The 23,330-nt window shown below is 35.9% G+C and carries 18 protein-coding genes; 12 read left to right on the top strand and 6 right to left on the bottom strand.

What is annotated here, in order from left to right; genetic code table 11:
- Nucleotides 1-17: 17 nt before the first annotated feature.
- Together groL and COMX_RS04785 are read left to right on the top strand one after the other, a co-directional pair.
- Nucleotides 18-1,673 (top strand): chaperonin GroEL, encoded by a 1,656-nt coding sequence (gene groL / locus COMX_RS04790; protein WP_034337603.1) that lies wholly within the window; start codon nt 18-20, stop codon nt 1,671-1,673.
- Between the two features lie 1,158 nt (nt 1,674-2,831).
- Entirely contained in the window at nt 2,832-3,035 is a 204-nt protein-coding gene (locus COMX_RS04785; protein WP_034337601.1) for a cold-shock protein, read from the top strand.
- A gap of 97 nt (nt 3,036-3,132) precedes the next feature.
- Here the strand turns inward: COMX_RS04785 and COMX_RS04780 are convergent, their stop codons facing one another.
- Nucleotides 3,133-5,952, bottom strand: coding sequence for an ATP-dependent DNA helicase (locus tag COMX_RS04780; protein ID WP_051461876.1), 2,820 nt, complete (start codon nt 5,950-5,952; stop codon nt 3,133-3,135).
- A gap of 128 nt (nt 5,953-6,080) precedes the next feature.
- Between COMX_RS04780 and COMX_RS04775 the strand changes: the two genes are divergently transcribed.
- Nucleotides 6,081-7,697: a lysine--tRNA ligase gene (locus tag COMX_RS04775; protein WP_034337599.1), complete on the top strand. Its 1,617-nt coding sequence runs from the start codon at nt 6,081-6,083 to the stop codon at nt 7,695-7,697.
- Nucleotides 7,698-7,747: 50 nt separating this feature from the next.
- Nucleotides 7,748-9,844 carry a lysylphosphatidylglycerol synthase domain-containing protein gene (locus COMX_RS04770; RefSeq protein ID WP_161631846.1) on the top strand — a complete coding sequence of 699 codons (2,097 nt, stop codon included), beginning with the start codon at nt 7,748-7,750 and terminating at the stop codon, nt 9,842-9,844.
- Here the strand turns inward: COMX_RS04770 and thpR are convergent.
- A complete protein-coding gene (gene thpR, locus COMX_RS04765; protein WP_034337597.1) occupies nt 9,836-10,372 on the bottom strand; it encodes an RNA 2',3'-cyclic phosphodiesterase in 537 nt (178 codons plus the stop codon). The two genes, COMX_RS04770 and thpR, sit on opposite strands and share 9 nt — an antisense overlap.
- A 142-nt stretch (nt 10,373-10,514) precedes the next feature.
- On the opposite strand from thpR, the gene COMX_RS04760 reads away from it, so the two are divergent.
- The 5 genes from COMX_RS04760 (at nt 10,515) to cyoD (ending at nt 15,663) form a co-directional block, all read left to right on the top strand.
- Entirely contained in the window at nt 10,515-11,288 is a 774-nt protein-coding gene (locus tag COMX_RS04760) for a Bax inhibitor-1/YccA family protein (RefSeq protein ID WP_034337594.1), read from the top strand.
- A gap of 445 nt (nt 11,289-11,733) precedes the next feature.
- Nucleotides 11,734-12,714, top strand: coding sequence for a ubiquinol oxidase subunit II (gene cyoA, locus COMX_RS04755; RefSeq protein WP_084051509.1), 981 nt, complete (start codon nt 11,734-11,736; stop codon nt 12,712-12,714).
- A gap of 5 nt (nt 12,715-12,719) precedes the next feature.
- Nucleotides 12,720-14,708 carry a cytochrome o ubiquinol oxidase subunit I gene (gene cyoB, locus COMX_RS04750; RefSeq protein WP_034337591.1) on the top strand — a complete coding sequence of 663 codons (1,989 nt, stop codon included), beginning with the start codon at nt 12,720-12,722 and terminating at the stop codon, nt 14,706-14,708.
- A complete protein-coding gene (gene cyoC, locus COMX_RS04745; RefSeq protein WP_034337588.1) occupies nt 14,708-15,322 on the top strand; it encodes a cytochrome o ubiquinol oxidase subunit III in 615 nt (204 codons plus the stop codon). Before cyoB ends, cyoC begins: the two co-directional genes overlap by 1 nt.
- Nucleotides 15,322-15,663, top strand: coding sequence for a cytochrome o ubiquinol oxidase subunit IV (cyoD, locus tag COMX_RS04740; RefSeq protein ID WP_034337586.1), 342 nt, complete (start codon nt 15,322-15,324; stop codon nt 15,661-15,663). Before cyoC ends, cyoD begins: the two co-directional genes overlap by 1 nt.
- Nucleotides 15,664-15,785: 122 nt before the next feature.
- On the opposite strand, the gene fdxA is transcribed toward cyoD, so the two are convergent.
- From fdxA to COMX_RS04725, 3 genes are all read right to left on the bottom strand, one after another.
- A complete protein-coding gene (fdxA, locus tag COMX_RS04735; protein ID WP_034337584.1) occupies nt 15,786-16,118 on the bottom strand; it encodes a ferredoxin FdxA in 333 nt (110 codons plus the stop codon).
- Nucleotides 16,119-16,269: 151 nt separating this feature from the next.
- Nucleotides 16,270-16,551, bottom strand: a complete 282-nt coding sequence (locus COMX_RS04730) for a S4 domain-containing protein (RefSeq protein WP_051461874.1) — start codon at nt 16,549-16,551, stop codon at nt 16,270-16,272.
- Nucleotides 16,544-19,072: a helicase-related protein gene (locus tag COMX_RS04725; protein WP_051461873.1), complete on the bottom strand. Its 2,529-nt coding sequence runs from the start codon at nt 19,070-19,072 to the stop codon at nt 16,544-16,546. The genes COMX_RS04730 and COMX_RS04725 overlap by 8 nt, the downstream gene beginning before the upstream one ends.
- Nucleotides 19,073-19,295: 223 nt before the next feature.
- Here COMX_RS04725 and COMX_RS04720 point away from each other — a divergent pair, with 223 nt between their 5' ends.
- The 3 genes from COMX_RS04720 (at nt 19,296) to COMX_RS10995 (ending at nt 22,189) form a co-directional block, all read left to right on the top strand.
- On the top strand, nt 19,296-20,714 hold the full coding sequence (locus tag COMX_RS04720) for an amino acid permease (RefSeq protein WP_034337582.1): 1,419 nt from the start codon (nt 19,296-19,298) through the stop codon (nt 20,712-20,714).
- Nucleotides 20,715-21,039: 325 nt separating this feature from the next.
- The gene (locus COMX_RS04715) at nt 21,040-21,390 is read left to right on the top strand and encodes a MarR family transcriptional regulator (RefSeq protein ID WP_371827968.1); all 351 of its coding nucleotides are present in this window, start codon (nt 21,040-21,042) and stop codon (nt 21,388-21,390) included.
- Nucleotides 21,391-21,598: 208 nt separating this feature from the next.
- Nucleotides 21,599-22,189: a hypothetical protein gene (locus COMX_RS10995; RefSeq protein WP_152534154.1), complete on the top strand. Its 591-nt coding sequence runs from the start codon at nt 21,599-21,601 to the stop codon at nt 22,187-22,189.
- Nucleotides 22,190-22,235: 46 nt separating this feature from the next.
- On the opposite strand, the gene COMX_RS04705 is transcribed toward COMX_RS10995, so the two are convergent.
- Nucleotides 22,236-23,216: an MraY family glycosyltransferase gene (locus COMX_RS04705; RefSeq protein ID WP_161631845.1), complete on the bottom strand. Its 981-nt coding sequence runs from the start codon at nt 23,214-23,216 to the stop codon at nt 22,236-22,238.
- Nucleotides 23,217-23,330: the final 114 nt, after the last annotated feature.

Here is a 23,330-nt window from a genome sequence, read left to right as displayed (position 1 = left end):
AATTGGAGAAATGAATTATGGCAGCCAAAGATGTAAAATTTGGTTCTGATGCTCGTCAACGTATGTTACGTGGTGTTGATATCCTTGCTGATGCAGTAAAAGTAACATTAGGTCCAAAAGGCCGTAACGTTGTTCTTGATAAAAGCTTTGGTGCACCTCGTATTACCAAAGACGGTGTATCTGTTGCAAAAGAAATCGAACTTGCTGACAAGTTTGAAAATATGGGCGCACAAATGTTGCGCGAAGTTGCATCTAAAACCAATGATATTGCTGGTGATGGTACAACAACTGCAACCGTATTGGCTCAAGCAATCGTTCGTGAAGGTTTGAAATCAGTTGCTGCTGGTATGAATCCAATGGATTTAAAACGCGGTATTGATAAAGCTGTTGGCGTTGTTGTTGAAGAACTACAATCAAAAACAAAAAAGATTTCTACACAATCTGAAATTGCTCAAGTTGGAACAATTTCTGCAAATGGTGAAACAGAAATCGGTGAAATGATCAGCAAAGCCATGGAAAAAGTTGGCAAAGAAGGCGTGATCACTGTTGAAGAAGCAAAAGGTCTACAAACAGAACTTGATGTTGTAGAAGGTATGCAATTCGATCGTGGATATATCTCTCCATACTTTGTAACTAATTCAGAAAAAATGACAGCTGATTTAGACAATCCTTTAATCTTGATCCATGAAAAGAAATTATCTTCTTTACAACCTATGCTTCCATTATTGGAAAGCGTTGTTCAAAGTGGTCGTCCATTATTGATCATTGCTGAAGATATTGACGGTGAAGCATTGGCAACTTTAGTTGTTAATAAATTACGTGGTGGTTTAAAAATCGCTGCTGTTAAAGCTCCTGGTTTTGGTGATCGTCGTAAAGCAATGTTGGAAGATATTGCTATTCTTACTGGCGGACAAGTTGTTAGTGAAGACCTTGGCATTAAACTTGAAAGCGTTACTTTGAAAATGCTTGGTAATGCTAAAAAAATTCATATCGACAAAGAAAACACCACCATTGTTGAAGGTGCTGGTGATGCTGATCAAATTAAAGGTCGTTGTAACCAAATCCGTGCACAAGTTGAAGATACAACTTCTGACTATGACCGTGAAAAATTACAAGAACGTTTAGCTAAATTAGCTGGCGGTGTTGCTGTTATTCGCGTTGGTGGCTCTACCGAAGTTGAAGTGAAAGAACGTCGTGATCGCGTTGATGATGCTTTACATGCAACTCGTGCTGCTGTTGAAGAAGGTATTGTTCCTGGTGGTGGTACAGCGTTGGCTCGTGCATCATTGAAACTTGCTGAAATTGCATCTCATACCAATGATGATCAACGCGTTGGTGTAGAAATCATTCGTCGTGCATTGCAAACGCCATTACGTCAAATCGCAGAAAATGCTGGTGAAGACGGTGCTGTAATCGCTGGTAAAGTTCTTGAAAATAACTCTTATAGCTTCGGTTTCGATGCTCAAGAGGGTGAATATAAAGATCTTGTTCAAGCTGGTATTATTGATCCAACTAAAGTTGTTCGTACAGCATTGCAAGATGCAGCTTCTATTGCTGGTCTATTGATTACAACCGAAGCTATGGTTGCTGAACGTCCAGAAAAGAAATCTGACGCTGGTGCAGGAATGGATGGTATGGGCGGAATGGGTGGTATGGGCGGAATGGGCTTCTAGTCCAACGTTAATACCCTTATTAGCTTGATAAATAAAAAGAGGGACGCCTCTTAAAGTTAAAAACCGCTACTTTTCAAAAGTAGCGGTTTTTTATTATGGATATGTGTATTTGGGGCTGCGTTAATTATCTAAGAACTAAGTCATACCAAACAGTTTTTTCCAGTATTATATCTATAGAGTTGATAAATTGTTTATTTCCAAAGGGCTTTTAATAATATGGATTCTAATATATTTCAAATATAGATAAATATTAAGATATCGTTTTGATGATGCTAAGCACGCTAAATATAATATTGAAAAAATAACAAAACCAAAAGTCTTTATCTTAGAAAAAACCGTAGTTGATATTAAAGTGATTTATTAGGCAATATATTTTAATATAGTTATAAATGTTTGGTTAAATTCGGATATTTGTATCAAATTTTAACTGGATAGCGTGATTTATTAGGTGTTCTGATAAGTATATATGCTTATAGTATGATTCTTTATACTATTACCTCGTACCAATGTGATCAAAAGCAAATTAATGGTGATTAGCTGCTAAATGATATTTAATAAGTTTAAACCCGCATTATTTTATTAAATATAACTTCTTATAATAGTCGTTACTTACTTTAAGATATGTTATATCTTTTATACTATCTATTATTGTATAATTATTTTTCAATTACTTTTAATTTTAGACTAATTTTTTTGGTTTATTTTTATGTGATTTATAGTTTAAGAATGATTTGAAGAAACAATTTCAACTATAAGTGACTAATATTCTATTAAAAATAAATAATATTATTAATTTATACAAAAAATAAGAAGATTTAGAGTTCGAAAATATGAAATTAAGTTTTCCTTTAATCAAATTATTTTAAATGTCACTGAAATAGCGAACTAGTCCTTTGTTAATAAAAAATTAACTTTTTATTAATAATCAATCATTCAAAATTAATATTTGATTAAATAATTTATTTTTTTTACATATTTTTGCATATTTTATTTGACACAAAGACCCTTTTCAGTGTCAAATGTAACTCAGAAAGGATTATTATAATTCTTTCGTACAAAGTAAATAAGGTTGTAAAACTTTATTTAGATATTTTAACTCTGATATCAGGTCTGTTTTTCAAGGGCTTGATTCTCTAATTGATAAAGGATCCGCGGTTAATGCAAACTGGAACCGTGAAATGGTTTAATCCTACAAAAGGATTTGGTTTTATTGTACCTGAAGAAGGTGGTAAAGACGTTTTCGTTCATATCACTGCAGTTCAGGCGGCTGGTTTACGTGATTTGAAAGAAAATCAACGTGTAAGTTACGATATCGTGACAGAGCGCGGTAAAGCTGCTGCAGCTAACTTAAAGCCTTTGTAAGGTTTAAAGCATTAGATTACTGGTATTAGAGTAAGCTCGTTTACCGTAAGCATACCGGTTCTTGTAAAAGAGCCGGTTTTGTCGTTTTAATAATCCTTCAACTAATATCTTGATAAAATTCATGAATAGATGTTATTGCATCTTGTAATGCGATTCGTACAATCGGCACGTCAGGAGGAAATGCAGAAAGCATTTTAGTGGGTGTGCGGCGGTCCAAGATAACGAAAATACCACGGTCCGTTTGTGTCCGTATTAATCGACCGAAAGCTTGCCTCAAGCGTAGGCGAACTAATTGTTCGTCATAAAGATTCGGATTTTCTGGGTAAAAATACTTACGTCTTTCTCGGTGCAGGATATCAGGTCGAGGCCATGGTATTTTTTCAAAAACAACTAATCTCAAAGCGTCCCCTGGGATATTAATTCCATCACGCATAGCATCTGTTCCCAATAAACATGAATGTGGCTCTGATTTAAAGAGCTCTATTAAACTGTTGTTATTCATAGGGTCGACGTGTTGAGCAAACAAAGAAATATTTTTTTCTTCAAGGGGCTGAATGATCCGTTGCTGCACGGCTTTTAAACGTTGTATAGCCGTAAATAATCCTAAGGCTCCGCCTTTGGAAGCTACAAAAAGATTGAGATAGGCATGTGCTAGATTGCTAATAGAATGGCTGTTTATATCATTAATAATATAAATACGTGCTTGTTTGGAATAATCAAAAGGACATGCAAGCGACGCCCGAATTGGGGCAAGAGGTAGATGCGGGGTGCCAATACGTTTTTCCGCAGCTTGCCAAGTAGCTTCAGTATCATGATGGCTATCGTCTCTGAGTGTAGCAGAGGTTAATATCATACCGTGGGCATAATTTGATATGGTTTTCATAAAAGGGAAGGTGGGGTCTAGCCAATGATGAAAAATACCAATATCCAAAATACGTGTGCCAACTTTATCCATTTTCAAGAATGTTACATGAGTTTGTTGCTGTTGTTGATTTTCGTTAGGTTGATCCAATAGGTTTAAGATATCTACCCATACACTCAATGGATTAATAGCACGTCGTTCAAGTGAGCTCATCGTGGTTTCAATACGATCTTTAGTGTATTTATCCAGCGTATCGATATCAGCTTTTAATTTATGCTCCAGCGTTTGGATAAATTGAGTTAAAGGGGTTAAAATTTGAAGAAAATATTCAGAGAGAATAGATGCTTGTTCTTGAAGTTGTGGCAGAATAGGGAATAAATCACATTCGTTTTGATCATAATATTCTGGCATAGGAATAGGGGAAGCATTTTTCTGAGAGCGCGCTTTAATTTGTGTATATACTAAATGGAAAAAATATTCAGTTGGGTTGCTGTTCGGAATATGTCGATCATCAAGCTCTGTGGAAAAATGTGAAGACCAGTTCAAGACAGGTAAGGCATGTGTGGCTTGTAAGATAGCTTCAAGTAAATTTTCAAGCTTATTATCGCCAACAATAACGTCGTGTATCCGTTTTTTTAACCCTTTAGAGCGAGTTTTGTTGCCTTCATTACCCAGCAACCATCGGCGAAGTTCACTGGTCTCTAGCATTGAAAATGCAACAGAATAAGCGCTATCGGTTGCGTCTAGTAAATGATGGGCTTCATCAAAAATAAAACGTGTGGGAAAGCTAGATTGTTCAGCAGAATCGTTATTTGCTTGCCAAGAGATATGCTGCATCACCAAAGCATGGTTGGCAATAACGATATCTGCGCTTTGTGCTTTATGAATAGAATGCTCAACAAAGCAGCATTGATAATGTGGGCAGGCTCCGTGAATGCATTCTCCTCTACGCTCAGCCAGTTGATAAAGTAACCTTTCGTTAAACAGATCATTAAACCAGTTGGGTAAATCGCCACCAAATAAATCACCATCGTTACTTTCTTCGGCCCAACGGCAGAGTAGAATAAGTCCAATTTTATTTCTATATTGTTGTTGAGGTAAAGTATTAAGATATTCCTCTAAGTTCAATAAACATAGATAATTTTCCCGTCCTTTGCGCACGACAACGTGCTTATTTTTTTCTTCTTGGTCGGGATAAAATCTTGTAAATTCGTCCTCGATTTGACGTTGAAGATGTTTGGTATAGGTATTAATCCAAACAGATCCTTCATTTTTTTCTGACCATAACGTAGCAGGAGCCATATAACCCAAAGTTTTTCCTGTCCCTGTTCCTGCTTCGGCCAAGACAACATTAGGGCATTCTGGGTGATTGCGTGAGGCAAAGGCTGCTCTGGATATATCGGCAAAGTCGATTTGTCCTATTCGAGTTTCGGCATCTGGCCCCAAAAGATTTGATAAACGTTGTAATGTTTCTTTGCGTTCTAATGGCAATTGCCTTGGAGGTGGGCGAGGTGGGGTATCTTGCCATTTAGGCAGATTGCGCCATATTTTGAGACTATCATTAGGTTGCAGATTTTTGGCTGGGATCGGTAAAGTTATCTTTAAAACATCCAGAATTAAAGGTGCCCATTTCCATTGTGCGTAAAATAATGCTGCACCTTGGGCTTGAAGAGATTCCGAAGGAAAGTGCAGTTGCTTTTCTTGTAATAATTGAGCAAGATGCTGAATAATAATAAGAAGAAAATCTGCTTCTACAGGGGTTGGACAAGGAATACCCAGTGACTTAGCTATGCTTTGAGGGGTAAAGCCCAACGATTTTGTTGGATAAATAAATGCGGCCAGCTCTAAAATATCGAACCATTCATGTGGATTGATATGTTTAGGAGAATGTAATTTGCGATAGGTTATGGGGGCATGAATGACAAAAACAGCCGGTTCTTTACTGATTTTTTTTATAGTTTGCTCTATAGATAAGTCGAGGATTTCTCCTTCAGAAGTTAAAAGAGAGCATTGATGTTGATGGATCGTGAGTGCTGAATATTTGTCTAAAAACATTTTTTTACTAACAGTTTAAGAATATATGATGATATTCTAATTTTTTGTGCTGTTCAATTGAACAGAGTGTTTTGTTGTTAATTTAATTTATTACAGAGGGTAGGCATGTTTAGAATGCCTGTAAAATAATGTCTGAAAATAACTTTTCTTCTTTTACATCGATACCAAAATCTTGGCCTTTTGAGGAAGCTGTTAAGCTTGTTGATCGTATAAAAAATAAGAAAGATAAATCAGATAAACCTGCTTTGTTGGAAACGGGGTATGGACCTTCGGGATTGCCTCATATTGGAACTTTTGGTGAAGTCGCCAGAACATCTTGGGTACGTCAGGCATACCAAGCATTAACGGTACAGCCTGTTCATATTTTGGCCTTTTCTGATGATATGGACGGTTTGCGTAAAGTTCCTGATAATGTTCCAAATAAAGATATGTTGGCACAGCATTTAAATAAACAACTTTCACGTATTCCTGATCCATTTGGAACACATGATTCTTTTGGGGCGCATAATAATGCGCAACTTTGCTCTTTCTTAGATCGTTTTGGGTTTGAATATGAATTTGCCTCTGCAACGAATTATTATAATTCTGGTCGCTTTGATGCGGCATTAAAGCGTGTGCTGGAAGTTCATGATGAGATTGTGGCTGTTGTTGGTAAGACCTTAAGAGAAGAAAGACGTGCGACTTATTCACCTGTATTGCCTATTCATCCTGAAACAGGGATTGTGATGCAAGTGCCAATGGAAAAAATTGATCCAGTTGCAGGAACTGTGGCTTGGCGTGACGAAAATGGTAAATTTTTTGAAACGTTGGTTACAGGTGGTCATGCCAAATTGCAGTGGAAAGCAGACTGGGCGATGCGTTGGTATGCTTTGGGTGTTGACTATGAAATGTCAGGAAAAGATTTGATTGATAGTGTGAAGTTATCAAGTAAGATTTGTAAAATTTTAGGAGGAGAACCTCCTATCAATCTGACCTATGAATTATTCTTGGACGATCAAGGGCAAAAGATTTCTAAATCTAAAGGTAATGGTCTGTCTATTGAAGAATGGTTACAATATGCGCCAGAGGAAAGTTTGGCTTTGTACATGTATAATGCGCCTAAACGTGCGAAAAGATTATTTTTCGATGTTATTCCAAAGGCTACAGATGAGTATTTAAAGCATGTTTCTGATTGGGCAGAATTGGAAAAAAATAAAGATAATCTAGAAGCAGCAGAAAAAGAGAAAATTTTCAATAATCCAGCATGGTTCATTCATCAAGGGAAAGTCCCAGAAAAAGTTGGTAGCCCAATCAGTTTTGCGATGTTATTAAACCTTGCGTCTGTCGCGAATGCGGAGCGTGCAGAAATTTTATGGGGCTTTTTAAAACGTTATGACGAAAGCGTTTCTCCTGAAAGTCATCCTATGTTGTCACAGCTAGTCGAGTATGCATTGGCATACTATGCTGACTTTATAAGACCTCATAAAGTATATCGTGCTCCTGAAGTCAAAGAAAAGCAAGCTTTGACAGCGCTTGCGGATAAATTGCGTGAAGTTCAAGGCCAATCTATCAATGCAGATGAATTTCAAAATATGGTTTTTGCAGTCGGTAAAGAGTTCGAGTTTGAACCTTTAAGAGCCTGGTTCGGATGTTTATATGAAGTTTTGTTGGGGCAAAAAGAAGGACCACGATTTGGAATGTTTATTGCTTTATACGGGGTTTCAGAAACAATTGAGTTGATTGAAACAGCTTTAACCCGAGAATGACCAGGTTATCGATCATAAGTAATTTGTTTTAATAACGATATAGTATGGATATGCAGCCAAAAAAATCTTGTTCACAAGAACTGACAAATTCGACTGAAAGAAACCATTTTAGAGATAGAAGCTGGAAAACATATTTTAAATATGGTTCCAAACTGTTCGGAATTATTCTTTTTGCGGCTGCAATCTATGTGGTGCAGAATGAGTTTAAACATCTTAGCCTTAAAGAAATTAAGGCTTCTTTAAGAGAAATTCCGAATGTGGCTTTATATGCTGCTGGGGCATGCACATTTTTATCTTTTTTAATTTTATCTTTTTACGATAAGTTAGCGGTCATTCAAGTTGGCCATCGTTTATCCTTTTTAAAAACTGCTTTTGCCTCATTTTGCTCTTATGTTTTATCGCATAATATCGGGTTTTCAGCGGTTTCTGGGGCGATTGTTCGTTTTCGATTATACGGCAGCTGGGGATTGCAAGCCATCGAAATTGTTCAAGTTATTGCTTTTTGCTCAGTTACTTACTTCCTAGGTGCTGCTGTTTTAATCGGGGGGTTGTTTATTTTCAAAGCAAGTGATCTTCCTGTAATAGGTCATGAGTTGCCTGGATATATTTTTGTTATTTTAGGCAGCTTATGTTGGTTATTTGTTGCTGGATATGTGATCATTTCTTTTTATTGTCATGAATTAAAATTTTGGAAATATCGTTTTTCTTTTCCTAGACCTGTTATGGCCATTGCTCAAATCATCATTGCTACTGCTGAAGTGATTGCAACAGCGGCCATTCCTTATTGTATTATTCCTGATCATTCACATTTGATCGGTTATCAATCGATTGATTTTGCAACATTTTTAGGAGTTTATATTGCAGCTTACTCAGCTGGACTAATTGCGAGTGTCCCTGGCGGTGCAGGTGTATTTGAAGGCAGTATGTTGCTGGCATTAAAACCTTATATGCCAGCTTCTGATATTATTTGTGTTATTTTTATATTTCGACTGTTTTATTACCTTGTTCCTTTGTTTTTTGCGGGCATTATGTTCGCAGGTCATGAGGTCTTTTTGAGAGGTGAGAACGCCCTTCAGAACAGTGCGAAAAAGTTTTTTATTTTCAAGTTACGTCCAAGATCATCCTCCACAGCCAATATTAGAGAAAGTGATGCTGCATTCTCGGTTAATATTGCAGCAGCGACAACCGCTTTGTGTGGTATAATTGTTTTAGTACTTCCGATGTTCGATCCGACGAAATGGGTGGCGCAGCAATCTATTTTCCTATTTATAGAGATTGCGGGAGATTACTTGCTATCTTTTCTAGGGATGTTTTTGTTAATATTAACAGTTGCCTTGACCCGACGGATTACAATAGCGTGGCGGCTAAGTTTAATTACTTTGGTTGTTTTGGTTGCTATTACTTTAATTCGAGGTGCACCTTTATTTATACCATTTTTGTTAGCACTTTCAGCCTTTTTTATTGCACCATTCAGAAATTGCTATTATCGCAAGGCAAATTTTTGTGCGGCACCTTTGTCTTTGAAAACCTTGATAGAAATCATGGTGCTATTTATTACAATTTATGTAATTATTTGGATTAGTCCACATTATACCAAAAGTCATGGCATCGTCGAAATTTTAATGTCTCGTGTTGTTCCTTCTGAAACAAAATGGGTCGTTTTTTTAATGGTTGTCGTTGGGTGTGTTATTTTATTTAAAATGATGTTGCCTGCACAAATAAAGTTCAAAAGCTGGTCTCATGAGTCAGAAGAGTTATATAATGTACTATCAAATTCTACGATTAATAGTTTAGTTGATCATATTCTGCCTAGTGCGATTTTGATTTGCTCTACAGAAGGCACTGTCGCACCATTTTTAAGGAAAGAAGGGCTGTTGGTAGGAATTGGTGATCCTGTTGGAAAAGAAAGTGAGATTATTAATACAATATGGCGACTGCGTGATTTAGCAACCCAAGAGCACCGCTCTATTGCATTTTGGAATGTTAGTTCAAAATATTTGTCTGTTTACCAAGATTTAGGTCTGGCCAATATCGTATTAAAAGACGAGCGCTATGTTTGTTGTGAGCTGTATTACATGAACTATTTACATCAAGCTATTGAAAGGAAAACAAAAGAAGAAAAAGAATGGTGTGAAATCTTATCGTAATAGATAGGTTGATACAATATCGCAATTAAATTCTTTTTTATTGGGAAAAGAGCTAAAAAGTGAAAATTGGCAGATTTGGAAAGGTTCTGTTTTAAATAAGTTATATTTAAAGAGCCAATTTGAAATCTGCTCTTGGTTAATACCGATACCTTTTGCAAGCGTAATGTGAGGAGTAAAATGTTTCTTTTTAGTCTTTATACCAAGCTTGCGGTTAATATACTCAATTTTATTTTTTAAAAGCGACAAAGACGATGTTGGTAAAACAGTCGCACAAAGTTTTATTTCTTGGGTAGGTGATGTATAATGGCTGACACCTTGTATGCTAAGTTCAAAATTATTAAACCCGATTTTCTCTAAGGCGAGATCAAGGTCATTGAGTAAAACATTGCTCTTAATTTCACCAATATCGCAAAGGGATATGTGATAAGTATCTGGATCGTTCCAGTGAATTGATGGCAAACTGCCACGTAATGATCCTATTTGCGTGCAGATCGGATCAGGGATAGTTAAACCAATAAAAAGCCTCATTATTTCCACTTTTTTACTATAAGTTTGTCAAATCTAGAATTTTTATAAACATAAAAACAACATATTTTTTTGTACACTTGATATTTAACTAACAATTGCAATATATTATTAGTTAATGAAAACTATTTTATGAGAAGAGTAAATGGCATTTCGTCCTAATTCATATAACGATACATCACAACATGTTGATGCTCAAGTTGCATTCGATGCAGGTCTTCGCAGCTATATGCTCCGTGTTTATAACTGGATGGCGTCTGGTTTATTATTAACAGCACTGGTTTCATATCTTGTTGCGAACTCCTCACTAGGAAGCCTATTTTATAAAATAGGTTCAGTGAATGGTGTTGTTACAACTGCCCCGACAACACTTGGGTTTATTGCAATCTTGTCCCCGTTGGCATTTATTTTAGTAATGTCCTTTGGTATTAACCGTCTGTCAACTCAAACTGCACAAGCGTTATTTTGGGCTTTTTGTGCTGTTATGGGAATCAGTATGGCTAATATTTTCTTTGTATATACATCAGGATCCATTACTCAAACATTTTTGGTAGCAGCCAGCATGTTTGCAGGGATGTCTTTGTGGGGATATACGACAAATCGTGATTTAACAAGACTCGGTTCATTCTTGGGAATGGGGTTGTTCGGTCTAGTTATTGCGATGGTAATTAACATATTTATGCACAGCTCAGGCATGTCTTTCTTGATTAGTTTGGTGGGTGTTGTTGTGTTTACAGGTTTAGCGGCTACTGATACACAAAGAATTAAACTTTCTTATCAAACAATTTATCAATATGAAGGTGCTGAAATGGCAGCAAAACATAGTGTGTTTGATGCGTTGACGCTTTACTTGAACTTTATTAACCTATTTCAATTTTTATTGCAATTCATGGGGGTCAGAGCAGGCAGTGATAACTAATTATAGTTAACAAAGTCGGCTTTTATCTTAAAAACGCACAGAAAAAAAACTGTGCGTTTTTTTATATTTTTGAAATTGTGTTGTAATTATCACTGACCTAGCAAAGTTATAATTGAGTTATTTTTTACATCGTTTTTATTAGGTATTAGGAGTAATATAAGTCAATCAACTCTATGAATAATGTTGTTATTTATAGAGTTTTTTTGATGTCTTACGAAAGTTGGTTGTAACATATTGTTATTTATAGTAGGAGTAAGGCACCAACTTAACATTATTGCTACACAAAGATTTGTGTCTTTTTTAAGTGTATAAAATGGTGTTATTATGAGTACAGGGTTTTTTATAAGGTAAACCATTATTTTATAAGGAATTCTAACAAAGAAAGATGTTCTATTAAATGAACAGGCTGATGAGTTGAGCAATGTCAGAATCAACGAGGCATAGAATGAAAAAAATATTACCGAAAATTACATTATCGGTAGTGGGTTTAGCATCTACCTTAATGTTAGGTGGATGTAATTTGGTTATAATGGATCCTAAAGGAACCGTTGGGCAAGGTGAAAAGCAATTAATTATAATGTCTGTAATAGCAATGCTGTGTATTGTTATTCCAGTAATTATTGCTACTTTGTTGGTTGCATATCGTTATCGTAAATCTAATACGAATGCGACCTATGCACCAAAATGGGACTTTTCAACAACGATTGAAATTCTTGTTTGGGGAATACCAATGTGTTTGATTGCATTCCTAGCATATCATACATACGTATCCTCTCATGAATTAGATCCTTATAAACCGATTGCTGCTCCTGCTGATAATCCAAATGTAAAACCTATAAAAATACAAGTTGTTGCATTAAACTGGAAATGGTTATTTATTTACCCAGAATACGGAATTGCAACAGTTAACGAAATGGCAATACCTGTGAATACACCTGTTGCGTTTCGTTTGACATCTGATGCAACTATGAATTCATTTTGGATACCACAATTGGGGTCTCAAGTGTACGTCATGGCTGGTATGCAAACACAATTGCACTTAATGGCAACCTCTCCTTCAGCAGAAGGTTATAGAGGGGTTTCTAATAATTACAGTGGTGCTGGATACTCAGATATGAAATTCCGTGCGATTGCAACTGATCAAAAAGGTTTTGATGAGTGGGTTGAGAAAGTTAAAGCTTCTTCTAAACAATTAGATGGAAAAGACGGTGACGCCTATAAACATCTAAAAAACAATCAAATGGAATATGCTAAGCAAAATGAAGGAAATGTTCTTCCTGAACCAGTACAATATTTTGGTACTGTAAAGCATCATTTGTTTGATGATATTGTTATGCAATATAACCACGGTCATTATGAAGTTGATACTCATGGCAACCCCCAAGCAGTTCCTACTCAATCTAATGATAATCACTCAGGGGAATAGGAAAAATGTTAGGAATTTTAACTCTTAAAGATATTCCGTATAATGTACCCATTTTGGTGGGAACATTTGTCGGTGTAGTCATTGTCGGGTTGGCAGTTCTTGCTGCTATTACTTACTATGGCAAATGGACAGTTTTGTTTAAAAACTGGCTTTTCTCGGTTGACCATAAACGTATCGGTATTATGTATATCGTTCTTGCGTTAGTTATGTTATTCCGTGGTTTCTGTGATGCGTTAATGATGCGTACGCAACAAGCGATTGCTTTTGATAGCCCAGGCTATTTGCCGCCTCATCATTATGACCAAATCTTTACAGCGCACGGCACCATCATGATTTTCTTCATGGCGATGGCGTTTATGCAAGGTTTGTTCAACTTAATTGTTCCATTACAGGTTGGTGCTCGTGACGTTGCGTTCCCATTTCTTAACTCATTAAGTTTTTGGTTAACAACAGCTGGTGCAATTTTAGTTAACATCTCTTTGTTTATTGGTGAGTTCTCAACTGCAGGTTGGTTAGCATATCCTCCAGTATCTGAATTACAATTCAGTCCTGGCGTTGGTGTTGATTATTATATTTGGGCTGTTCAGATTTCTGGTATTGGTACAGTGTTAACTGCGGTTAACTTTATGACCACAATCGCAAAAATGCGTGCACCTGGCATGACATGGATGCGCTTGCCAGTATTCTGCTGGACAACATTAGCATCATGTATAATGATTTATACGACTTTCCCTGCTTTAACCGTATCAGTAGCTGAGCTTACACTTGATCGTTATCTTGGTATGCATTTCTTTACCAACGATCTTGGTGGTAACGTCATGTTATACTTGAACTTGATTTGGGCATGGGGACATCCAGAGGTTTACATTCTTGTTATACCTGCTTTTGGCTGTTTCTCTGAATTGGTTCCTGTATTTTGTAAAAAACCGTTATTTGGTTATGCTACGATGGTTTATGCAACCTTAACAATTACTGTTTTGTCATTGTTAGTTTGGGTTCACCATTTCTTTACCATGGGTGCTGGTGCAAGCGTTAATGCCTTCTTTGGTATTATGACGATGATTATTGCTATTCCAACAGGCGTGAAAATCTTTAACTGGTTATTCACAATGTATAGAGGTCGTATTGAATTTACGGCGCCTATGTATTGGACGATTGGTTTTATGATTGTCTTTGTGATCGGCGGTATGACTGGTGTTATGCTTGCTATTCCTGCAAGTGACTTCGTATTACATAACAGTGAATTCTTGATTGCCCACTTCCATAATACAATTATTGGTGGTGTATATTTTGGATATATTGCTGGTATGAATTTCTGGGCTCCAAAAGTAACTGGCTTTAAAATGAGCCAAGGACTTGGTAAAGCTGCATTCTGGTTCTGGTTCTTTGGCTTCTTCCTATCATTCGTTCCTTTGTATATTACAGGTTTCGATGGTATGGTTCGTCGTTTGAACCATTATGACAATCCTGATTGGCATATGTGGTTAATCATTGCTTGTATTGGTGCTTTCTGTATTCTTTGTGGTGTTGTTTGCCAATTGTTACAAATATTCCTTGGTATTTGGAATATGGACAAACCAGGTCATAGAGATGTTACGGGTGATCTTTGGGATGGTCGTACTTTAGAATGGTCAACATCTTCACCAGCGCCTATTTATAACTTTGCTCATATTCCTGTTGTTCATGCACGTGATGCATTTGCATATGATAAAGAGCATGGCATTGATACACGTCGCACATCTGAACCATATCAAGATATTGTTATGCCAAAAAATACTTCTGCAGGCTTCTGGATTGGTATGATTGCATTCGTTTTAGGATTTGGTGCAGTTTGGCATATTTGGTGGTTAGTTGTTGTTTGTGCTATTCTCATACTGTTGATTGTAATTGGCTATAGCTTTAAGGAAGACAAAGAATTTGTTATTCCTGCAGCAGAAGTTGAACGTATTGAGAAAGAGCATTCTCGTAAACTTATGACACAGGTGGCTGAATAATGAGTGAAAATACTACAATGACAGCAAACGGTGCTCATCACGAACATGAAAATCATTCAGCATTTGGTTTTTGGCTATACCTTATGTCTGACTGTATTTTGTTTGGATGTTTGTTTGCCAGTTATGCTGTTTTACACGGACAATTTTTCGGCGCGCCAACATTTAAACAACTTCTGGATGCTGGAGATATCGAGTTTACCACAGTAGCTTATGAAACAGCTTTGTTGTTGCTCAGTTCTTTGGCTTTTGGTTTTGCGATGTTGTCTGCACGTAAAAGTAATAAATCTGGAACATTACTCTGGATGGTGGTTGCAGCTGTATTAGGTGCAGGATTTCTTGGGCTTGAAATCAAGGAATTCATACATTTAATTTCTAAAGGTGCGACTCCTGAATCCTGTGCACATTGGTCTGCATTCTTTACACTTGTTGGTACACATGGGTTGCATGTGACCATAGGGTTAATTTGGATGATTGTTTTAATGATCCAAGTTGCTACTAAAGGTGTAAATTCAAATATGATGCCTCGTTTAACTTGTTTAAGTCTATTCTGGCATTTCTTGGATATTATATGGATCTGTGTATTTAGTTTTGTATATCTGTTGAGTATGGTGTAATGGTAGAAAATCATGCAGTTTCTTCTCATGGGGAAGACCATGGACACGGCTCTATAGTTTCTTATATTGTTGGGTTCATATTATCCGTTGTGTTGACTGTAGCGTCCTTTTGGATTGTTTTGGCACATGCTTTATCAAATAGTGCGACAGTAATTGCATTAGGAGTGTTGGCTGTAATACAAATTTTTGTTCAAGTCTCCTTCTTCTTGCATGTTAGTGCAGCGCCTGAACAACGTTCAGAGGTAGTTTCTTTCTTATTCTCTGTATTTGTTGCTTTGGTTATTTGTTTTGGCACGCTATTCGTTATGCATAATGTTGGTCATTTAATGATGGCTCGATAATTTTCATAACAAGCTGTCTTTACTTAACTGGTAAAGACAGCTTATTGAATACAATAAAAGCCCTTAACTTTAAATAAAGTTAAGGGCTTTTTTAATAAGCAAATTAACGCTTGAAAATGGAACTAGTCTTTATGAGGTTCTTTTGAAAGCATATCTTTTTTATCTGTTTTGCCATTCCATTCATCTGCATCAGCAGGGGTATCACCTTTTCTGCTCATATTGGGCCATGATTTCGAAAGTTCAGCATTGACTTCTAACCAATCTGCAGCACGATCATCACTATCTGGGAAAATGGCTTCAGCTGGGCATTCTGGTTCGCATACGCCGCAATCAATACACTCTTCTGGGCTAATAACAAGGAAGTTTTCACCAGCATAGAAACAATCTACGGGGCAGACTTCGACACAATCCATATATTTGCAACGGATGCAGTTTTCTGTGACCACATAGGTCATTGCTTTCTCCGATTCATATCTGTTAAAGGGGTAGTTCCCTGATCATTAAGAATTCTTTGGCATTCAGGCAAAGGCTGAATGGTTTGTCATAGAGATTTAGTAACTATTTACAGCTATGACAAGGAAATATTTATATTCTTTATTACTTTACTTATGAATTTTCAAGAATTTCTTGATAAATCAAAGATATATTTTTTCCTGCAACACGTTGTTTAGTTAGATTTAGGATTTTAATTACTCTGATCGTGTCATTCCAAGGAAAGGTTAAAATATCATTTAATTTGACTTGATAGGCTGGTTTACAAACAGAACAAGCGTTTATACGAAAAATATTTTGGCTTACAAAACGTGTGCTGATGCTTCGTGTCTTATATATTCTGGCATGCCAAAGCCAAATGTCTATTCTTTGTGTATCAATATCGTGGTCAATCATGTCGGTTGTTATTATAGAGTTGTTGTAGATCAGAAACAGAATGGATAAGATTTTTCCTTTTTAGAAAAGGTTTCTTTTTAACTTTTTTATGAATTTGAAAAGGACGATTAGCGATTAATAAAGGAGCAGGGGGGCCCATGAGTTTCTTTGATGGGATTTGAGCTTTTTGCACAAATAAATTTAGAGATTTTAATAGTGAAGGGAGCGCTTCATGAATATAAGGCAGGGGTGATATATCTTGTTTTTTTATAGCAGCAGGATGATTTTTGATTTTATTATGTAGCACTTGCCCTATTTTTTCGGCAATATCCAAACGGATAAATTGATTATCTGCTTTGATCCATCCCAAATAACGATAAAAATTAAGGTCTGCTTTCTGAGTAATCGCTGGAATATGGACGAGATGTGGCAGCGGGATCGTTTCTGGATCAATGGGTGCATAATATACATGATAAATTAATGCTCTAAGTTTAACTTTATGAGCTTTAAAAATATCTTTTACATAAAATGCATATTGTCCCTGATTAATGCCGTGTCTGGATAAAATTTTCAGCATAGATTTTGAAAGCTGGAAAGGTTTGTCTTGCCATAAAATGCCGCCGTTTTCACTGATTTGATGAAACAGACCACGGATTAATGCTGGAAGCTTTGTATTATATTGTAATGTAAAAAGAGCAGGGCACAAGGTTTTAATTTGTGCATTAAGATAGTCTTGTAATTTTTTTAAAACAATTTGTTGTATGTCATTTTCTAGAAACTCATTTTCAATCAGTTGAATTTCTGGATGAAATAAATCATGGCCTTTCCTTAACCTTGCAATATTTGTGTTTTCCCATAGAATCAGCTTTGCTTTAATATCGATGTGAAACTCTTCAGGTTTTGCATTGATAAATTTTTGGAGTTGTTGAGGTATAAGCAGACGGATGTTACGTCTGATACTTTTAAGTGCTAGCTTATAATCTTCTTGAGGGATTGCTTCTTGTAACTCAATTGAAAATCCTTTGAATGAGCCAATTGATTGACCTTCTATTAAAATTTGCCCTGTTGTAGAAATAGAAGTGAACAGATTATTTTGTTCTTCGTTTTTTAAGTTACGTAATAATGAGGTTGCTCGTTGGTTTACAAAACGGCTCATTAATGCAGTGTGCAGTGAGTCCGAAAGGCTGTCTTCAACTTCTCTGGCTTGAGCTTGCCAATATATAGCATTTTCTAGCCATTGGTTTTTAGCAGCAATATAAGAACAAATTCGAACACCAGAAAGCCTTTGCATCAAGGTATCAATATCTCCGTGAGGATGATTTAGCTGTTCAATTTGTTGGTGCATCCATGTTTCTGGAATATGACCTTGTTTTAGTAAAAATAAAAATGTTTTTTTACAAATTCTTGCATGATTGTCGTTTCCAAGTTTTTTAAAGTCTGGGATTTGGCAATTTTCCCAAAGCAATTGTGTTTTTTCAATCGTCGTACAAGCCGCCATTATTTCTGGGTCTTGGATTAAATAAATCAACGTTTGTAGATCAGTAGCATGTTGGCTGGTGATTAATGTTTTCAGAGGGGCAGATTTGCTGAGAGAGCTTAGTAAGCGGGATGGATTTGAAAAATCTGGTGTGTGATTGCGCCAATAAATTTGCTTTAAAGAATCAAAATTGTGATTCTCCACTGCATTGACTAATTTCTCAGACATGCCAGAGCAATTCGCCGTGGTGCCAAAAGTACCATCTTGCATCCCTCGACCCGCTCTTCCTGCTATTTGAGCGACTTCAGAAGGGAACAAATGACGCAATTGCCGACCGTCATATTTAGATAAGCTGGCAAAGGCAACGTGATTAACATTCATATTTAATCCCATTCCAATAGCATCTGTAGCGACGAGGTAGTCTACTTCTTTATTTTGATATAACTCCATTTGTGCATTGCGGGTACGTGGTGAAAGGCGCCCCATTACAATAGCGCATCCCCCATGGCGTCGTTTGATAAATTCCGCAATGGCATAAACTTCATTTGCTGAAAAGGCCACAATCGCCGAACGAGGGGGCAATCTTGTAAATTTATCAAAGCCTGTATAACTCAAAGAAGAAAGACGAGGGCGGGTATCAATCTCTATTTCGGGAATCAGCTGTTTCAAGATAGGAGTAATTGTATCTGCTCCTAGAAACATTGTTTCAATAAGACCTCGGCAGTGAAGCAATCTATCCGTAAAAATATGTCCACGATCAGGGTCAGCACATAGCTGAATTTCATCAATAGCGATAAAATCAACAGAAATATGCGTAGGCATTGCCTCGACTGTGCAAGAGAACCATTTGGCTTTGGGTGGAATGATTTTTTCTTCGCCCGTAATCAGGGCAACATTCTTTTCACCCTTGATTCCAACCATACGGTCGTAATTTTCTTTGGCAAGCAAACGTAAAGGAAAACCAATAATGCCAGATCCATGTGCCATCATACGCTCAAGAGCAAGATGTGTTTTACCTGTGTTGGTTGGTCCGAGAATTGCTTTGATGATATGAGTTTGAGGCATACAAAAACTTTATTTTAATGAAAATTTAAATTTATTATTCTGTTAAAAAAAAATATGACATAAGCTTTATATATTTTGAAATTTATTTTTAGAATCTAGGATATCATAAATAATTCTTATTTTGTATTTTAGGTGTCATAACAGTTAAAAAATAATGAGACAAAATCAATCGATATGATCTTGTTTCATTATTGTAAATACATAAGGTGATAAAGGCTTTTATATGGATCAAGATCAAAACGACAGCTTACAGCGTAATTTAAGCAATCGTCATATACAATTAATTGCTATTGGAGGATGTATTGGTACAGGTCTGTTTTTAGGATCTGGTAGTACTATTCAATTGGCGGGACCTTCAATTATTTTTATTTACATGTTGATTGGTATAGTTGTTTTTTTGGTCATGCGAGCGTTAGGAGAATTGTTACTTTCTAACTTGAACTATAAGTCTTTTGTTGATTTTGTTAGTGAGTTACTGGGACCTTTCGCGGGATTCCTTTTGGGGTGGTCATACTGGTTATGTTGGGTAGTCGTTGGAATTGCAGATTTGGTAGCAATTTCAGGTTATACGCATATGTTTTATCCCAATCTGCCATCATGGGTTCCTGCCCTTGTTTGTATTTTTTTGTTTTATACATTGAACTGTTTAACCGTTAAACTTTTTGGAGAAATGGAATTTTGGTTTGCAATTATTAAAGTCATAGCTATTTGTGTTTTAATTATCGTGGGTGGAACTTTTGTTGCGGTCTCTTTTAAAGCATCCTCTGGTGAGGTGGCCTCTTTGAGCAACATCTTTAACGGTGGTAATTTACTTCCTAATGGGTTTAGAGGGTTTTTGGCTGGATTTCAAAGTGCTACTTTTGCTTTTATAGGTGTAGAATTGATTGGAACAGTGGCAGCAGAATCGAAAAATCCTTTTAAAAATCTACCCAAGGCAATCAATAACATTCCACTGCGAATCATTATGTTTTATGTTTTGTCTGTAATGGTAATTATGGCTGTAATTCCATGGCACAGCATTGATCCAAATAAAAGCCCGTTTATCGTTTTATTTTTGTTTGCAGGGCTACCAGCTGCTGCGGCAGTGGTTTATGTGGTGGTTCTGACGTCTGCTGCTTCATCAACCAATAGTGGTATTTTTTCAAGTAGCCGTATGTTATATGGATTAGCATCATTGGACAAAGCACCACGTTTTTTTATGCAACTATCTAAATCATCAGTTCCAGTTAATGGATTGCTTTTTTCTTGTGTATGCTTGTTATCAGCCGTAGTTTTACTGGCTGTTGGAGATAAAAGTATAATAGATACTTTTACTTTAGTGGCTTCTGTAGCAACAATTATTACCTTATTTACTTGGTTTTTAATTGTTTATTCTTATATTCAATATCGCAAAAAATATCCAGAACGCCACAAGGCTTCAACATTTAAAATGCCAGGAGGTGTTTTTACGTGTTGGGTCTGTATTGTGTTTATTTTTCTTATTATTTTAACGCTTACTTTACAACCCAATACACGTATTGGTTTATATTTGGGAGTCATATGGTTTGCCTTTTTAGGCGGTAGTTATCTTTTAATACCTCAAAGTGTAAAGAAGAGATGGAAAGTATTATTAAATTCAACTATAAGTACAAATAAATATTAATCTTAATTGTTACGAATATGTAAGTAATTAAATAGCCATTATTACGAATATGTAAGGTTTATTTTCATAAATAAACCTTATTTCATAAATAAACCTTACCTTTTATTTAAAAATATATTAAATGTATTTATAAATCTGTAAAACTACATTGTAATATTGATCAAAACATTTGAAGTATTTTCTATACATGTAATTATATTTAAAATTATAATTTCACCAACATTATTTTGATTTCAATCTTGATATTAATGATGTGGATACTCATTTGTTGGACATAAAGAAATAATCTTGAAACAGTTTTGATAAAATGAATGGTTTAAATAATATGGTTAACGAAACTTTATCTTCTAGACGACAAATTGTTATATTAAAAGAAACAATCACGACAATGGTTCGCCAAGAAGCCCCTGATCTATCTGCACGTCAATTAGCGGTTTTTTTAATATGCTATTTGGATGATACTGTTCAAACCGTTAGAGGTTTGGCAGCTAGTCTTAATGTATCTAAACCGGCAATTACGCGTGCCTTAGATCGTTTAGAGGAATTAGAATTCTTATCTAGAAAAACGGATCCATTGGACCGTCGTTCTGTTTTAGTTCAACGTAGTGATGCTGGTAATGAATATTTATTAAATATTCAAAAAATTATGAATAGTGCCTCTCAGGAAGATGCATAAACATATTAAAACTGACCTTATTTAAAGATGATCAGAAAAGGTCAATTTTAATATGGGTATTCAAAATAAAAAATGGCTAACGAATACAAAAACAATATACCCAATAAGGTATATTGTTTTTGTATAAGGCTTGAGTTATTTCTGTATTTATTGTTAGATAAAACAAGTATATAAATAATTAACTATAATTTATTTTGAAGGATTTATAATGAAAAAAATATCTGTCTTATTAGCTGCTACTTTTATTAGTGCACCTTTGTTGTTCAGCAACCAATCTTTTGCTGCTAATGATCATAAGCCAGTTGAGCATCCTGCTGCTGCATCTGAGAAACCATCAGGCACAGTGAATATGACCTTTCATTCTGCAGATGTAGGAGTTGGGTATACTTGGGGTGAAGGTGTTCTGAAGTATCGTGGTAAAAGCTATAATTTCCGTATTAAGGGTGGAGATATTGTAGCTCTTGGTTTTTCAAAATCTCAAGCTTCAGGTCATGTTTATAACTTAAAACATCTTTATGATTTTGCTGGAAACTATGCTTCTGCAAGTGGTGAAGCAACTGCTGGTGTAGGTGTTGGTGCAGGTAATTTGAAAAATACCAAAAATGTTGTTATTGCTTTTGATACGAATACAATGGGTGGGCGCGTAGCTGGTGCACCTGGTGGATTTACAATCAAATTTACAGATTCAAAATTACAACATGCTGCCAAAGCCAAAAATAAAGCTGATAAAAAAGCTGATAAGGCAAAGACAACAACAGAAGATTTAAACGAGCAACAATTAAATAAAATTAGTAAGTAATTATATTTAATACAAGCGATATTTGAAAAAATGGTAGGAGTTCCTCCTACCATTTTTTTATATGGTATTGTCTGGTTTTGTTAAGGATAAAAAGGGTCCAAATCAATTGGGGAACAATTAATAAGCTGTAGGCACAAAGTGTATTAAACATAGTGCTTAAAGGGATAAATAATATGATTACCCCTCCCCAAATACAAAAGCTCCATTGAACTAATGTTACAATGGCAGCTTTAACGCCACAACGATGTGCCATTTGATAAAGGTGGCTACGATGTGCTTGTAAAATTGGATCTCTATTTTTTGTTCGTCTGATTAATGTAAATGTTACATCGTAAATCACACCAAATAATAAGAAAAAGATCAAGATTGTTTCTGTAGGTATCGTAGTGAGCGTTATATGATCAATGTTATTCAAAGGAATAACAGCAAAAGTTGCTAAAAGTAACCCACAAGCTTGGCTGCCGACATCTCCCATAAAGATTTCTGCTTTGGGATAATTAAAAGGTAAAAAACCAATTAACCCACAAAGTAAAGCTAGTGCAATTAATCCAAACTCGATTTGATGTGTAGAATAATAAAAAAATATACAACAAATTGCTGCAATGCCCGCAGCTAGACCATTTAATCCATCCATAAAGTTAAAGGCGTTTGCGATATAGACTAGCCAAATAAGGATAATAGGTAATAAAAGAAAATATGATTGTTGAAGCAATGAAAGTGAAGGAATGATTAGGGTTATAATAATAGCACAGATTATCTGAGCTGCTAATTTGATAAGTGCAGGCCACTGCTTGATATCGTCTAACCATGAAATGATGGATAGAAATGCAACGGTTCCTAATAAAGCAATGATCGAAAAAAGATAAGGTTGATGTAGTAATGGAAAAATTACTATACTGCCTGTCAAGAATGCGCAGATAATTCCAACACCGCCTCCTTTAGGTGTTGGAACTGTATGAGAGCTGCGTTCTACAGGATTATCCATGACCCCAATTCGTGCCATTGTTTTAACAATAAGAGCAGACAAAAGCGTCGTTCCGATAAGCCAGGCTAAAAATAATAGATGATTTGTGTCAGGGGTCATTGTTTTTTTGAATAGATCAGTGATATGAGTTGATGATGTGTTATAGGCTATAAAGAT

This window comes from Commensalibacter papalotli (ex Servin-Garciduenas et al. 2014) (assembly GCF_000527695.1).
Lineage (GTDB): Bacteria > Pseudomonadota > Alphaproteobacteria > Acetobacterales > Acetobacteraceae > Commensalibacter > Commensalibacter papalotli.
Note: the sequence above shows the minus strand (reverse complement) of the source record. Positions and strands in the feature narration are given on the sequence as shown.